The organism is Mucilaginibacter sp. P4_C11 (assembly GCF_056402115.1).
The window spans coordinates 1-14,980 of the sequence record NZ_JBFUIA010000020.1; the positions used below are offsets into that span (position 1 = coordinate 1).

9 protein-coding genes are annotated in these 14,980 nt (G+C 42.9%); 7 read left to right on the top strand and 2 right to left on the bottom strand.

Annotated elements, in window-relative coordinates; genetic code table 11:
• The first annotated feature begins 878 nt into the window (after positions 1-878).
• The 6 genes from AC1DU2_RS18565 to AC1DU2_RS18590 all read left to right on the top strand — a co-directional run bounded on the left by AC1DU2_RS18565 (position 879) and on the right by AC1DU2_RS18590 (position 10,269).
• On the top strand, positions 879-4,022 hold the full coding sequence (locus tag AC1DU2_RS18565; RefSeq protein WP_477385910.1) for a SusC/RagA family TonB-linked outer membrane protein: 3,144 nt from the start codon (positions 879-881) through the stop codon (positions 4,020-4,022).
• A gap of 21 nt (positions 4,023-4,043) precedes the next feature.
• Positions 4,044-5,711 (top strand): RagB/SusD family nutrient uptake outer membrane protein, encoded by a 1,668-nt coding sequence (locus AC1DU2_RS18570; RefSeq protein ID WP_477362177.1) that lies wholly within the window; start codon positions 4,044-4,046, stop codon positions 5,709-5,711.
• Positions 5,712-5,719: 8 nt separating this feature from the next.
• Entirely contained in the window at positions 5,720-6,880 is a 1,161-nt protein-coding gene (locus AC1DU2_RS18575) for an IPT/TIG domain-containing protein (RefSeq protein ID WP_477362179.1), read from the top strand.
• A gap of 72 nt (positions 6,881-6,952) precedes the next feature.
• Positions 6,953-7,477: a carbohydrate binding domain-containing protein gene (locus tag AC1DU2_RS18580; protein WP_477385912.1), complete on the top strand. Its 525-nt coding sequence runs from the start codon at positions 6,953-6,955 to the stop codon at positions 7,475-7,477.
• An 80-nt stretch (positions 7,478-7,557) separates the two neighbouring features.
• Positions 7,558-8,469, top strand: coding sequence for an AraC family transcriptional regulator (locus AC1DU2_RS18585; protein ID WP_477385914.1), 912 nt, complete (start codon positions 7,558-7,560; stop codon positions 8,467-8,469).
• Between the two features lie 63 nt (positions 8,470-8,532).
• The gene (locus tag AC1DU2_RS18590) at positions 8,533-10,269 is read left to right on the top strand and encodes an alpha-L-arabinofuranosidase (protein WP_477385916.1); all 1,737 of its coding nucleotides are present in this window, start codon (positions 8,533-8,535) and stop codon (positions 10,267-10,269) included.
• 131 nt (positions 10,270-10,400) lie between these two features.
• Here the strand turns inward: AC1DU2_RS18590 and AC1DU2_RS18595 are convergent, their stop codons facing one another.
• Both AC1DU2_RS18595 and AC1DU2_RS18600 read right to left on the bottom strand, forming a co-directional pair.
• On the bottom strand, positions 10,401-11,135 hold the full coding sequence (locus AC1DU2_RS18595) for a LytR/AlgR family response regulator transcription factor (protein ID WP_477385918.1): 735 nt from the start codon (positions 11,133-11,135) through the stop codon (positions 10,401-10,403).
• 1 nt (position 11,136) lies between these two features.
• Entirely contained in the window at positions 11,137-12,255 is a 1,119-nt protein-coding gene (locus AC1DU2_RS18600) for a sensor histidine kinase (protein ID WP_477385920.1), read from the bottom strand.
• Positions 12,256-12,494: 239 nt separating this feature from the next.
• Between AC1DU2_RS18600 and AC1DU2_RS18605 the strand changes: the two genes are divergently transcribed.
• Positions 12,495-14,948 carry a TonB-dependent receptor domain-containing protein gene (locus tag AC1DU2_RS18605; protein WP_477385922.1) on the top strand — a complete coding sequence of 818 codons (2,454 nt, stop codon included), beginning with the start codon at positions 12,495-12,497 and terminating at the stop codon, positions 14,946-14,948.
• Positions 14,949-14,980 lie beyond the last annotated feature (32 nt).

A 14,980-nucleotide genomic window follows, 5' to 3' on the forward strand; every position in this document is an offset into this window, starting at 1 on the left:
AATGAGCCTTCCAAACTCTAATTTCTATTTGATGCCACAGTTTAAAACAAACGGTAAGGGATTCAATCGAGGCATAGGCCTTCAAGCCTGGCAATGACGATAATGCACCCTTACCGTTGTTAACTTTATCCACAAAAATCAAGGTTATTAACAAAGAAAAAGAAGCAAAAAGAAAGCTTCAACAATAATAATAACCTATACTATTTTGTTAAAGCTAATCTAAAGGCAATGACGGATATTTGATATTGACAGTCAGTACCTTATAATGACGGTCTTTTTTTTAATTTTAGACACCTTAAGTGAACTACCTATAGGTCCAAACAATCAAATCATAAACCTTTTCAAAGACGATACTGTGTATCAAAGTGTAATACTTTTTTTACGAATCAGCAACCAAGCGTCACCCAGAAAATCCCCGTTAAAATAGCCCGTTGACCTCATCACAGTGATACTATTTTTTCAGTTCAGAATGTAATGCTAAATCGTTTATAGGGATACATTTGTAACTTTTTTGCGCCTTTTTTTAATAAAATTCTTTAGTTAATTCAATTAAATATCTATTAATCAGTGTGTTAAAACAGGTTGACATTTGTACCCCTATTTATCCACAACCGGGTTTGGTTTCGCATATAATTTTACCCTCATTATAAACATGTATTAATGCCCGGCAATAATATTGCCCGGTTTAGTATAAACCTGATAAGCTTATATAGCCAATTTTATTAAAGCAGTTGTTTGTCATTTATTGATGGGAACAACAGGTGCAGAAACTTTGATGATTTTCATTAATAATTCTGCACGTGTTAAAAAGATGATGGCAGCTATAGTAACAGAACCAATAAATCAAATAAAAACCAAATAAACTAAGTAAATCAATTATGCGAAAAATTCTACGAATGGCATTGCTGTTTTTGTCTCTTTTTGTATGCTTCCGGGCAGGGGCGCAAAACCAGGCAACAGTAATCAAAGGAACAGTAACAGACGACAAAGGCATAACCCTGCCGGGGGCTTCTGTCAGGGTAAAAAATGGCCAGGCTTCGGCTATAACCGATAAAGATGGTAATTACAGCATCAGCGTACCCAATGGCGGTACTGAGCTTACTTTCTCGTTTATCGGCATGAAATCACAGGATGTTGTTATCGGTAAAAAAACTATTATTAACGTTGTATTGGTCAATATGTCAACCACGTTAACTGATGTGGTAGTTATTGGTTACGGTCAGCAAAAGCGGCAGGACGTAAATGGCGCCATATCATCGGTAACCGCAAAGGATATTCAGAATATCCCTCAAACAAGCGTTGATCAGTTACTGCAGGGTAAAGCTGCAGGTGTTACCGTTACCAACGGTACAGGGGCGCCGGGTAGTTCGGCGTCTGTGCACATCAGGGGTATAACCTCTCTTTCGGGTTCAAATGAGCCTTTATATGTAGTTGATGGTGTGTATATTGATGGTTCGGCCTATACCACCCAAAATCAAAATAATGGCGAAAATACAGTTAGCCCCCTAAGCTACATTAACCCAAATGATATTGCATCTATTGATATTTTGAAAGATGCGTCGGCTACAGCTATATACGGTAGCCGTGGCTCAAATGGGGTTATCATTATTACCACAAAAAAAGGTAAAAATAGCTCGGCTCATTTAAATTATGATGGTTATTACGGTATTCAGCAACAAGGGCATTTCCTTAAAATGATGAACCTGCCGCAGTATGCCGCTATACAAAACGAGATAGCCGATATTACCGGCATAGGCCGCAGGGGCGAGTTTGCAGACCCCACCGTACTTGGCCCGGGTACCGATTGGCAAAAAGCAGTATTCAGAACCGCGCCGATGCAAAGCCATAACCTTTCGATGAATGGTGGTAACGAAAACGTGAATTATTATATTTCAGGCGGTTTCCTTAAACAAAACGGCACTATCATAGCGTCAAACTTTAAACGCTACTCTTTCCGTACCAATGTTGAGGGGAAATTGAAGGATTGGTTTAAACTTGGTTCAAATATGACGTTGAACCGTACCGACCAAAACATAGGCGCGAGTGATAACGGCGGTATTGTTTACCAGGCATTATTGAATGCTCCAGATCAGGCGGCCAGCAATCCAGACGGCAGCTATACTGTTGCCCCTGCATCATACGGCAGCGGCGTTTTTATAAGTCCTGTTGCATTGGCAAGCTTAAACACCAACAACCTGGTGCGCAGCCAGATAAACGCGAATTTTTACGCTGATATTCGCTTTTTGAAAAATCTGACGTTAAGATCGGAAATTGGCGGGTATAATAATTTTTCGAAAAGTGTACTGTTCTTCCCTTCATACACCGTAACATCGCCTACCAACCCGTCGCTTATATATGGTAACCCTGTAGCCAAATTAAGTGAATACACAGATCAGGCTTTAGGCTGGAACTGGAAAGAATATATTACCTACAACCATACATTTGCCCAAAAACACAGCGTAACTGCAACTGCGGGTTATGAACTGAATGAAGGCATGTACAATAGTATGAGTGCCGGTACCGATACTTTTTTAAGTAACGATTTACCAACACTTAACCTTGGCGGCGCTAAAATACCTTCTATCGGCGAAAATAAATCGTCTAATACCTTACAATCCTTTTATGCCCGTGCAATTTATGACTACGATAGCAGGTACAGCTTAACTGCCACCATCCGGTCGGATAGGTCATCAAACTTTGCACAAGGCCACCAGACAGGTTATTTCCCATCAGCTGCCCTTGGCTGGACGATTTCAAACGAATCATTTATGGCTGGCATTAAAAGTGTAGCTGATAATGTGAAATTCAGAATTGGTTATGGTGAGGTTGGTAATCAGAACATACCGGGCTACCAGTACGGATCTGCACTTAACCCCACAATCACAGGTTTAGGTACCGGCTTTAACGTATCAAATTATAATAACCCTAACCTTACCTGGCAAACATCTATACAAACTGATATAGGTTTGGATTTTACTTTATTCGGCAGGGTTAATGTAGCTGCGGACTGGTATAATAAAACCTCGAAAAAATTCCTTTTCCAGGCACCGCTGCCAGAATTTTTAACCGGCGGGCCCAATTATCTTGGCGGAATCAGTTCGCTTTATGTAAACGGAGGCGAGGTTAGCAATAAAGGTATCGAGTTCAGCATCAATTCAAAAAACATCGTTTCAAAGAATTTTAACTGGAATACTACTGTGACTTTTAGCCATTATGTTAATAAAGTGGTTTCTACCTACAACAACAGTATCATTAATGCCAGCGTTACCTCGGGCTTTTTACAAATCCCGGTTACACGTACGCAAGTTGGCGGCCCTATAGGCGAGTTTTATGGATACACTGTTAAAGGAATATTTAAAACAGAAGACCAGCTGCAAAACGCGCCAATACAATTTGGCCAGCCTATAAGCACTACACTGGGTACCCTTGGTTCAACAACTTTGGGTGATATACAATATGTTGATACCAATCATGATGGCAAGATTGATGCAAGCGACATGAGTGCTATTGGTAATCCAAACCCAACCTTTACCTATGGTTTTACCAATAATTTCAGTTATAAAGGTATTGATCTGTCTATATTTCTGTATGGCTCTTATGGCGGCAAAGTGCTCAATTACCTTGACTACACTATAGAAGGCCTGAATGGGTTATATACCAATCAGCTTGCCGAAGCTTCAAATTACTGGAGCCCATCAAACCCTAATGCAACCATTCCGGCTCCAAAGGGCGGTGTTAACCCGAACCTTAACATGTCGACCAGGTTTTTGCAAAGTGCATCTTTTTTAAGGTTTCAAAATGTACGTTTAGGATATAACGTACCGGCAGCCTGGGCTAAACGTATTGCACTTAGTGGTTTAAAAGTGTATTGCAGTGCACAAAACTTGTTTGTAATAACAGGTTATAAAGGCCTTGACCCCGAAGTTGGCCAGCAAAATCAAAACGTGTTTTTATCCAATGTAGATTTGGGAAGGTATCCTTCGCCAAGGGTTATTTCTTTTGGAATAAACGCGGAATTTTAATTTGACCATAAAAGACTTAAAATGAAAGCAAATATTAAATATATAATCAGCGCGGCAGTCATTGGCCTTGTTTCTGTAACAGGCTGTAAAAAAGATTTCTTCAACAGGCCGCCCGAAAACGCGATAGCAATTGATAATTTTTATAAAACCGATGCCCAGGTATCATCAAGTACAATCAACCTTTACAATTCACTCTGGTTTAATTATGTGGCTAAACCAGGCTGGGCTGTGTGCGAGATGACCGGCGGTAACGGCCGTAGCTATTCATCAGATGTTACCGATTTTGGCAACCTGAACGGCGCCGTTACCAACCTCAATTCGCAGAATGATGCCGCATGGTCGTCATTATGGACTGTTGTTGCGCAGGCTAATGCCCTGATCAACTTAATGCCCCCAAGAGCAGGCGCGGATGTAACCCCGGCTGTTTTAAATAACGCCCTGGGCGAAGCCCATTTTATGCGTGCCATGGCTTATTTCCATATTGTTAGGTTATGGGGCGCGGTGCCCATTATTGAGGATGCCAGTAACTTTTTAACCAATTTCCAGGTAAATAGCAACAGGATAGAAGACATATACACCTTTATGGTTAAGGATATGAAATTTGCCGAAGCAAATTGTACCAAGATGATCAGGACTGGTTCTATCACTCAAGGCCATGTATCCAGTGGTTCAGCTTCGGCTATGCTGGCCAAAATATACCTGTATATGCAGGATTACCCTAATGCACTTGCAGAAGCACAAAAAGTGATTAACAGCGGAGAGTTTAAATTGTATGGTATAGATCTGCCTAATAAAACCTATAACGATCTGTTTAAAACAGCCAATAATAACAACGAAGAAAGCATTTGCCAGTTGCAATGGGCCGGCGGTGCATCGTATGGTCACGGTAACCCGGCACAGGCTTCATTAGCCGCCAGTGGTATTATTACCGGTACCGGCGATGGCTATAGCGTATTAGGCCCCACAATTGACTTGCAAAATTCTTATGAAGGCGGAGATTTACGCCTGCATGCTACAATTATGCAAGCGAAGGATGTTTACCCCGAAATTACTGCAGCGGCAGGAGGTTATACCGTACCGGATAATATTAATTCACAGGGAACCGATGCTGCTATCAAAAAATACGTGGTTGGTACTCCTGCCGATAATGGCGGCATAGGCGCGGCCCAATCTGCGGCAAACAATACGTACTTAATGCGTTATGCCGAAGTTTATTTAATTGCTGCAGAGGCAATTGTTGGCAAAAACTCAACCTCTACAGATGCCCAGGCTTTGGCTTACATCAATGCAATCAGGAAAAGGGCAAACCTGGCACCGTTAACAGTTATAAAACGTAACCACGCAGTTGCTAACCCTAACTATGACGCCACCTTTAACAATGCTGTGCCTACTACTATTATCCAGGATGATATTTTGACGGAAAGAAGGCATGAGTTTGCTATCGAAAACGACTACTGGTTTGACCTTTGCCGCATTGATGGATGGAATGGTATATTGAATAACAGCCACCCACTGGCTACGCAGTTTATAAGCCAGCAGGAAAGGGGTACTTACGCCAATGACCGTAAAACTGTTTACCATAGCGCGGTTACGCCAAAAAGCACCGACTTTTTATTGCCTATACCAATTAATGAAACAACCGCCGACCCTAAATTATTAGAACCAGCAGTACCATACACTTTTAAATAAATACAGCTATGAAAAATTTAAAATCGATATTTTCTTACTGCATACTTTCGCTTGTGGTGGTATTCAGTATCAGCTCCTGTAAAAAGCACGATAGCGGCGGGGATGGCCCTCCGGTTATTACCAGGATACGCACCGTTTACCAAAGCACCCAAACATCGCAAACTGTTACAGCTTTTGATTCAACAACAAGCGACGGCAAGATAGGAACCTTATATGCAGTGATAGGTAATAATTTAAGCACAACTAAAGCAATTTATATTAATGGTGTTTCTATATACTTTAACATAGCATATTCATCAAATACCACGCTTCAGTTTTCAGTGCCTACCACGGTGCCGTTTAGTAACGACACTACAAGTAACGTACTTACTGTTGTTACCGCTCATGGAAAAGTTAGTACCCCTTTTATAATTGAACAGCCTACCCCTGGCATAACAACAGTTAGCCAGCTGGCAGGTAACGCCGGCGATGTTATTACCATAACAGGTACAACATTTAATGGCCTCACAGGTGTATCATTTGGTACAGTACCGGCTACGGTACTTACCAAATCGCCTACAGTGATAACCGTAAAAGTGCCATCAGGTTTAACTGCTGCACATTTACTGGTTACCACATCGGCTACTAAAGGCGGCGGCGTAGGTACCGGTCCGGTTGTAACTTCGGGCACAAGCTTATTATCAAACAACGTTTCGTCAGCAAAGCAAACCAATTCCATATTTGGCTTCAATACAGCAATTTTTGAAGATGGGTACGAAAACGGCTGGAGCGATTATGGCTGGGGTGCCGGAGCGAAGGATGATAATACCAATTTCAGGAGAGGTACAAAATCCAGAACATACAGCTACACCGGCGGGTACGATGGTTATGTAATACAGCCGGGCAGCGGAAACAGTGTTGATGCTAATACAGCCCTTAAGTTTTCAATTTTTGGCGGCAAGGGCACTACCGGTAAAAATATCCACCTGGTACTTAATTACAATTTTAACACTGCCGTGCAGATAACACTTACAGAAGGCAAATGGACCGATTATCAAATTCCAATTGCCAACTGGGTGGATGCCGGCAATCCGCTGCCTTCAAGCATCAGTGCACTGGTTTTCCAGGAATTTAGTGGTAACTCATCTACTTTTAGTATGGATGATGTTGGTCTTGTAAATATTAAATAACACAATTAACAGGCCTGATCAATATCGTCGCCAGGATAAACCTGGCGGCGATATTTAAAATTCATTTGACTGATGAAAGCGATTAAAATAATATTCAGCGTGGGTTTGATTTTGCTGATGTTAAAAGCCAACGCGCAAAAAAATCTGCTAACCAACGGCGGCTTTGAAGATGATTTTTATGGCTGGAATGATGGTGGCGGGCAAATTACCCCCTGGAATATTAAAAGTGGCAAAAACAGCTGCGCCATTGTAACCACCAGCACCGATAAGTGGGTTGGGATTGATCAAACTGTCCGGATTCCTAAAAAAGCTACAGCCATCGAATTTAGCGCCTGGTTAAAAACCTTAAATGTTGTTAAAGGCAAAAATGATTGGGAAGGAGCCCTGTTTAGTGTTGCTTTTTTGGATAGTAACGATAAAGAAATAAATGGTGGCGACTACATTGCCCGCCTAACCGGCGACCAGCAATGGACGCTTTATACTAAAGTGATTAAAATACCCCAAAAGGCCGCAAGTTTTAAAGTTTTGATTGCGATGGGCAACGCCTCGGGAACAATGATAGTAGACGATGTTGCAGCCAAAGAGCAGAGTGAATAGCCCCCGTTGCAAAGTAATCATCTTATACAGTTACCTAGCCTAACTAACTTGTTTTTGAATTTTGTGATACAGCTTATTTTATGACGACAAGCAATGTAATGCGCGAAAATACCCCGCTGACAGCAGGCGATTGCTTTACTGTTTTTGCGAAGGTTGATAATAATTTTGAAGGACCGCTTCATTACCATGACGATTATGAGCTTCATTTGGTTTTAAACGCCAAAGGGGCCAAACGCGTTATTGGCGGACATATTGATGTAATTGACGATTTGGAACTGGTACTGGTAGGCCCCGGCCTTTATCATGGCTGGTTTACCAACGAGTGTAAAAGCCGGCAGATAACCGAGATTGTGATCCAGTTTCATAAAGACCTTTTTGATGAGAAATTTTTACAGCGTAACCAGCTTAGTTTTTTAAAGGGAATGCTGCAGCGTGCGCCAATGGGGGTTCTTTTCTCGACCGAAACAATTATGACGGTTAAGGATCGGCTTATGGCGCTGAATAAGCAGAGTGGCTTTACATCGGTTTTAGAATTGTTATCCATACTGCACGAGCTTTCAACATCGGCAGATATGAAAACCTTGTCGGATCCGAGCTTTATTAACGAGAAATTTTACCATAACAGCCGCCGTATCGAAAAAGTATTTGAGCATATGAATACCAACTACAACCGCAAGGTTTCCCTTGCCGAGGTTGCCCGTGTTGTTCACATGCCCGAGGCCTCTTTCAGCAGGTTTATAAAAAAGCGCACCGGAAAAACTTTTACCGATAGTTTAAACGAAATAAGGTTAGGACACGCCGCACGGATGCTCATTGACTCGACAACTACAGTGGCCGAGATAGCTTATGAGTGCGGCTTTAACAACATATCCAATTTCAACAGGATTTTTAAACGCAAAAAACAATTTACACCCAACGAGTTCAGATCAACCTATATGGTTGCGGGCTTTATGCATGGCCCGCACGTTGGCTTAAAAGCGTCAGTAGCTTAATTTATACAAACCAAAGGCAAAGAAAAAGGCCCGATAAATACCGTTACGGTAAAAAACAGGAAAATGAAAGTGATAATAAATAGTGTATTTACAATATTATTGGCCCTTATAACTTTAACGGCATGCAAAAAGGATAAAAAGACCGATACAACGGTTGTTGATACAGGCAACGGGGGGGCAACGGGCCCAATTACTTCGCCAACCGACCCCGGCATCGCAGTTTCGCAAGGTTTTTTTTTAGATAGCTGGACAGCTAAAACATTTACAAAGCCAGCTACAACAAGTGCAACAAAGCCAACGGCATCGTCAGTTACCGTAACTGCAGATTTTGCCCAGGTAGTTTCGAAGGTGTCAAACAACCTGTTTGGCAATAACATGAATCCGTTTACCAGTCAATATACCGACGCAGGCCTGGTGAAAAATATCACCAACCTATCGCCCAACATTATCAGGGCGCCGGGGGGCAGTTTGTCTGATGTGTATTTTTATGATTTGCCCGCGGGCGGTAAACCGGCTGATGTGCCTGCTCAATTATTAAAGGCCGATGGCAGCGCCGATCCTACCAGTGGGTATTGGAGCGGAATGGTAACCGATAGCTGGTCAATAAGCCTTAGCAATTACTATTCGCTGTTACAAAAAACAAATAGTACCGGTATCATCACCGTAAATTATGGCTACGCCCGTTATGGGCTAAGCGATCACCCGGTTGAAACTGCCGCGCATTACGCCGCACAGTGGGTAAGGAATGATAGGGGCCGAACTAAATTATGGGAGGTAGGGAATGAAAATTTCGGCAACTGGGAGGCCGGGTATCGTATTGACGTATCGAAAAATAAGGATGGCCAGCCCGAAATTATAACGGGGCAGCTATACGGAACACATTTTAAGGTTTTCGCCGATTCGATGCGCAAGGCTGCCAGCGACATAGGTGTCTCCATTAAAATAGGTATTGTACTAACCGAAACAGACGACCAAAACAATACTACAGGTGGGCAAAACTGGAATTCGGGTGTTTTATCTGCTGCCGGATCATCGCCCGATTTTTTTGTAGTGCATAATTATTATACCCCTTATAATCAAAATTCAACGCCCGAAGTTATACTGGCAACGCCATCGGCAGTTACGGCTCCAATGGTAAGTTGGGTAAATAATTCTGTTCAAAAGGCTGGTGTGGCTCAAAAGCCCATTGCGCTTGACGAGTGGAATATATTTGCAACTGGTTCAAGGCAACAGGTTTCTTACGTGAGTGGTGTGCATGCTGTTTTAGTACTGGGCGAGTTAATTAAAAACCAGGTAAGCATGGCCTGCCGCTGGGATCTGGCTAACGGAGGCAGCGATGGTAACGACCATGGTTTATTTACTTTTAACCAGGATGGTACTACAAATTTCACCCCGCGGCCGGCATTCTATTACCTGTATTATTTTCAAAAATACTTTGGCGACAGGATGATCAGTTCGACAGTTAGTGGAAGTACCGATATTGTGAGTTATGCATCTTCATTCACCTCGGGCGAAGCTGGTGTTACTCTGGTGAATAAAAGCAGTACCGATAAGGTAGTTAGCATCAATTTCAAAAATTACTATACCGGGTCTAATTATTACTATTATACATTGAAGGGCGGCACGGATAACGGATCGTATTCGGGTAAGGTAACCGTTAACAACAACGGCCCTGCCGGCGATGTTGGTGGTCCGGCTGGGTATGCCACGCTTGCTGCAAATTCATCTGGCACCAGCGGCGGAATAACTGTTAACGTACCCGCAAGGGGCGTGGTGTTCTTGGTTTGTGATAAAAAATAAATACCGTGTTTAACGGGGTAGTCGAAAGCCTCAGGTTCTGAGTCGAAAAAACATCAATTGACTTAGTACTTATGACTTAAAAGCAGTGTAAAACGTGTTTGTTACGGCACAGGTTGTCGTAGCAGGCCGTTTTATTTTTTATCCCAAAGCCTGTTGGTAACTACCTGGCCAATTACCTGTTCGCGGTAATTTCGGCTTATAGGAATTTTGCTGGCCTGGATAAATATCTCATTACCTTCAATCCCATCAATTTTATTGACGGCCACAATGTATGATTTATGCACCCTGATAAATGACCTGCCAGCCAGGTTCTCCTCCAGGTTTTTAAGGGATAGCATGGTTACATATTTACCTTTCAGCGTAAAAATGTTCACATAGTTCTGCATTCCCTCTACATAAAGAATTTCGTCCAACGGCACCTTTTCATATTTGCTGCCACACTTAATAAAAAAGTAATCATCAGGCCTTTCGGCTTTATTGATATCTGCCGATACTGTTTTGGTGAGTAGCCGGTGATAATCCCGGGCTTTGCTGGCCGCCTTAAAAAAACGCTCAAAGGTAATTGGCTTAAGCAGGTAATCCAGCACATCCAGCTGAAAGCTTTCCAGGGCATAGGTAGGGTATGCGGTAGTAATAACCACCATAGGCGGTTTTTGCATAATCTTCAAAAACTCTATCCCGTTCATTTTAGGCATCTGGATATCCAGGAAAATCAAATCGGCAGGTTGCCGGTCAAGCAGTTTCATAAGCTCAAGCGGGTTTTCGCAGGTGCCGGCCAACTGTAAAAAATCTACCTCGCGTACGTAGTTGCCAAGCCCTTCGCGGGCCAATGGCTCATCGTCAACAATTATACAATTGATATTCATATTAAGCCATTTGCATTGTTGGTGATATTTGGAGCACAGCAAGTGTTAGCTGTAGTTTTACCGTAAATGTATCGGGTTGGCTGTCAATATCCAATTCATAAATGCCGGGGTACATTAAATCGAGCCTCCGTTTAACGTTTGCCAGCCCTATACCGCCATATTTTATAGCCTGGTTGGCTTCGCCGGCTGCTGTACTGTTGCTTACAAACAGGTTTAGCCGCTGCCCCTGAAGCTCAAGTTTTATACTGATCCAATTGCTGCCGTTTACATGGGCTGATACGTGTTTGAAAGCATTTTCAACAAACGTCATCAAAATAAAGGGGGCAATGCCCAGCTGGCCTGCAAAGGGATCATGCAGCTGTATATCGGCCTGTACTTCGGTATCATGCCGCAGCTTTTCCAGTTCTATAAAATTTTCAAGATAGGCAATCTCTTTTTGAAGGGGAATTTGCTGGTCGTTGCATTCATACAGCTGGTGCCGCAGCAGTTCAGAAAATTTGGCCAGCGAAGCCGATGCCATATTGGGGTTTTTGTGGATAAGGAAAAAAATGGAATTGATGCTGTTAAACAAAAAATGAGGATTAAACTGGTATTTTAAAAATTTAAGTTCGGTTTCCAGTTTCTCTTTTTCCAGTATTTGTTGCCTTTTTTGCGTTTGTGCCCAGGTTTTAGTTAGCTTAATACTCATGGCAAGGGTGCTGCTGGCCACTATTGATGGCAGCGGATTGGCCAGGAAAAGTGTGAAGAAATTATGCGGGCCGCTGCCATATAAATCATCCATTGTTCTGCCCGATAGGATGGCGCTTAAAAAATAACCCGGAACAATCAGCATGGCAGCGCTGATGATGGTTAATAACTCGTAAGTTATGTATTGCGCAAATTTGCCCTTTTCCATATAGCGTGGCATCAGGAAATACAGGTTAAAATATGCCGCTAACGCCTGGAATACCAGGTAAAAACTAAACTTCACCGTGTAGGGGGAGAAAAAGATGCTGCGCGCCACGCCAATAGGATCGCCCTGGGAAAATACCCACCACAGGTAATTGTATAAAAACCAAAAAGGAAGATGGTACAATTTATACCTGATAAGCCAGTTTTGTTTGGATTGAATTTGAGGCATAAGCTAAAGATACAGCTAAATGAATTATTTTTTTATGGCCACAATCTCAATGGGGCTAATTAATTGACCAAATGCACCTGTTGATGTATAACCGGTAAATTATAAGAAAAGTGGGCTGTTTTAATAAACTTCGGTGCTTTTAATGTATTTCGTCAATCGGGGTGGTACGCTGGTCAATCGGTTTTTTGTGGCATGTTGGGTTTGTATTCCTTTGGATATACAATCATCGTAACCGGCCTATGAAATACTTACTCATCAGCTTCCTGTCGTTTTTTTGCCTGGCATCGTTTGCCCAGGTATCAGGTAAATTTGTGGATGCCGGAGGGCGGCCCGTATCATTTGCAACGGTAATATTATTAGATAGTACCGATAACGCGCTGATAAAATCGGCACTTACTGATGATAAAGGCGCTTTTAGATTTGAACCTGTTGGCCAGGGCCGGTATATTGTTAAGGTAAGCGATATGACCCACGAAACATGGTCGTCGCCCGTATTTGAGCTTACAGGCGTAAAGCCATCAAAAAACCTTGGTATTATTGGGCTAAGAGCGGCCTCCAAACAATTAAGTGAGGTTACCATTGTGGCCAGTAAACCTTTGGTACAACAGGATCCGGGCGGGATGGTAGTAAATGTACAAAGCAGTATATTAACAAAAGGCAGTTCGGTGTTACAAGTTCTGCAGCGCTCGCCAGGCGTAATCGTCAATCCCCAAAACACCGGCATCACACTGAACGGAAAGGCCGGTGTAATGGTTATGCTGGATGGCAAGCTGATGCGGATGTCGATGCCGCAGGTACTTACTTTGCTAAATGGCATAAGTGCTGATGACGTTGAAAAAATAGAACTGTTAAATACGCCGCCCGCTAAATACGATGCCGACGGCAATGCCGGGCTAATTAACATTGTTACCAAAAAAAATAAGCATCAGGGTACAAACGGGTCTGCTACTGTTACGGCTGGGTATAGCCAGGGCGAAAAGGGTTCCATAAATGCCTCAATCAACCACAATACAAGTAAAGTGGGCCTGCGGGCTTCTTATTCCTATGCCCATGATCGCGGCCATAGTGAATTATTTGCAAGTGGGACGGAAACCGTACCCGCAATAGGCGGGCAAACTGAGTTTTTGTACACAGGCCTGGCCAAACCGGTGGCCAAATACCAGGATGCCGAAATTGGCGCCGATATCCGGCCCAATCAAAAGACAACCCTTGGCGCCAGTATCTATTTTGCGGCCGGGAGCGACCACAGCAATAATTACAACCATGGGCACTATGCCCTTAAGCCCGATTCTGTTTTGCTGTTCAATTCCTACCTCGATGGTATTAATCATACTTACAATACCATTGGCAGCATTTTCCTGGAACTGGAACTCAGTAAAGGCGAAAAAATTAATTTTGACGCCGATTATATTTATTACAAAAACAACGGGCAAACTAATGTTGAAAGCACCTTTGTTGATAATTATGGCAACCTGGCCGGTGCCGGCGACAGCCTTTACGCACCCCGCCAGCGCGACCTGGCCAGTACCGCTATAAAAGTATCAGTACTTAAAGCAGATTACTCAAAGCAGATAAACCCAAACCTGAAATTAGAAGCAGGTGTAAAAGGCACCTTTACCCGCAGTAACAGTGTGTCCGGGATAGAAAACATGCAAAACGGCCAGTGGGTGCTAAGTAGCGTAGGGGTGTCCAATAACCTGGTTACAAAAGAGATGATTGGCGCGGGGTACGCAACTTTGAACGCGAAGCTGGATACCGCTACCAGTCTTATTATTGGCGCACGCTATGAATACTCGCACAACAGTACCGATAACGCCAGCAATGCGCAATATGACATCGACCGGAAATTAAAGAAGTTGTTTCCGAGTATATTTCTGACGCGGAAACTTGACGACCATTCCGAATTGCAGTTATCCTATACCAAACGCGTCAGCCGCCCATCGTACAGCGACCTGGCTTCGTATGTAACCTATAATGATCCGGTATCTGTTTTTACCGGCAACCCTGCGTTAAAACCTACTATTACGAATAATATTAAACTGGCTTATAATTACCACGATTATGTGTTCTCTATTTTGTTCAGCCGGGATAAGGATGTGATATTGCAAACACAAATTTCTACCGGGCCATCTAAAGGGCTGGTTTACCTTGCCCCGCAAAACGCCCCTTATCAAAATAACATCACCCTGCAAACAAGCATCCCGATAAAAATAACAAGCTGGTGGGAGGGACGCTATGGCTTTGTTGGCGGTTGGCGGCAATACAAAGTAGACTATACGCCGCAAACCTTTACCAAATCGTACTTCGCCGGATCGGTTGATTTTAGCGAAACATTTAAACTACCTAAAAGCATTTCTGTGGAGCTTTCCGGCTATGCCTATTCGCCGGCATATTATGCTACCTCAAGAAGCAACGGAAACGGGATGCTTAACCTTGGGATAAAAAAAGAACTTAATAACAATAAAGGCAGTTTCCAGCTATCAGTTACCGATTTGTTATCATCGGCAAGTTATTACAGTTACATTGGCCACCTAACCCGTGATGCTTTTAATTCGCAGGTGCGGGTACGGTATAATGCCGAGTCAAGGAGTTTTCCCTTTGTCAAGCTTACCTATTATCGCTCATTTGGCTCAAAAAACAAAGCTCAACGAAAAGATGATAACGCATCCAAAGATGAAAGAGGGCGGTTATAAATTATATAAAAAATTGTGTCCTATATTAGGGC

What these genes read in the sequence shown, in the direction of transcription:
- AC1DU2_RS18590 (WP_477385916.1), top strand. Translation starts at nt 8,533, where the DNA reads ATGAAAGTGATAATAAATAGTGTATTTACAATATTATTGGCCCTTATA.
- AC1DU2_RS18600 (WP_477385920.1), bottom strand. Translation starts at nt 12,255, where the DNA reads ATGCCTCAAATTCAATCCAAACAAAACTGGCTTATCAGGTATAAATTG.
- AC1DU2_RS18585 (WP_477385914.1), top strand. Translation starts at nt 7,558, where the DNA reads ATGACGACAAGCAATGTAATGCGCGAAAATACCCCGCTGACAGCAGGC.
- AC1DU2_RS18570 (WP_477362177.1), top strand. Translation starts at nt 4,044, where the DNA reads ATGAAAGCAAATATTAAATATATAATCAGCGCGGCAGTCATTGGCCTT.
- AC1DU2_RS18595 (WP_477385918.1), bottom strand. Translation starts at nt 11,135, where the DNA reads ATGAATATCAATTGTATAATTGTTGACGATGAGCCATTGGCCCGCGAA.
- AC1DU2_RS18605 (WP_477385922.1), top strand. Translation starts at nt 12,495, where the DNA reads ATGAAATACTTACTCATCAGCTTCCTGTCGTTTTTTTGCCTGGCATCG.
- AC1DU2_RS18565 (WP_477385910.1), top strand. Translation starts at nt 879, where the DNA reads ATGCGAAAAATTCTACGAATGGCATTGCTGTTTTTGTCTCTTTTTGTA.
- AC1DU2_RS18575 (WP_477362179.1), top strand. Translation starts at nt 5,720, where the DNA reads ATGAAAAATTTAAAATCGATATTTTCTTACTGCATACTTTCGCTTGTG.
- AC1DU2_RS18580 (WP_477385912.1), top strand. Translation starts at nt 6,953, where the DNA reads ATGAAAGCGATTAAAATAATATTCAGCGTGGGTTTGATTTTGCTGATG.